This window comes from Collinsella aerofaciens (assembly GCF_019131995.1).
GTDB lineage: Bacteria > Actinomycetota > Coriobacteriia > Coriobacteriales > Coriobacteriaceae > Collinsella > Collinsella aerofaciens_S.
Window position 1 is genome coordinate 1 of sequence record NZ_JAHONA010000085.1, and the last position, 373, is coordinate 373.

A 373-nucleotide genomic window follows, 5' to 3' on the forward strand; every position below is an offset into this window, starting at 1 on the left:
TGGATGCCGCGGGTGACGCCGCGGCTGTCGTTGTAGGAGATGTTGTTCTGGACGATGCGGAGGTCGGGGATGCCCAGCGCGCACATCTTGGCGCGCTGCCAGTTCTCCTTGAACCAGCCGCGATTGTCGCCGTGGACGGCCAGGTCGACGACCTTCAGGCCCTCGATGCCCGTCTCGGTGACGGAGAGGTCCTTCTCGAATGCGATGTCTGCCATGTCTCTCCTCTCCCTACTGCCCCTGCGCGCGGTAGCGGGCCTCGGTGGCCTCCTTGGCCGGGCGCCACCAGGACTCGTTCTCGACGTACCAGTCGATCGTCTGCTTCAGGCCCTCGGCGAAGTCGGTGTGGGCCGGCCTCCAGCCCAGCTCGCGCTGG

The 373-nt window shown here is 67.0% G+C and carries 1 protein-coding gene; it reads right to left on the reverse strand.

The features are described 5' to 3' along the window. Positions 1–215: dTDP-4-dehydrorhamnose 3,5-epimerase family protein (locus tag KSY82_RS10275; RefSeq protein ID WP_217751136.1), on the reverse strand; the 215-nt coding region annotated here is incomplete at its 3' end. Between the last annotated feature and the right edge of the window lie 158 nt (positions 216–373).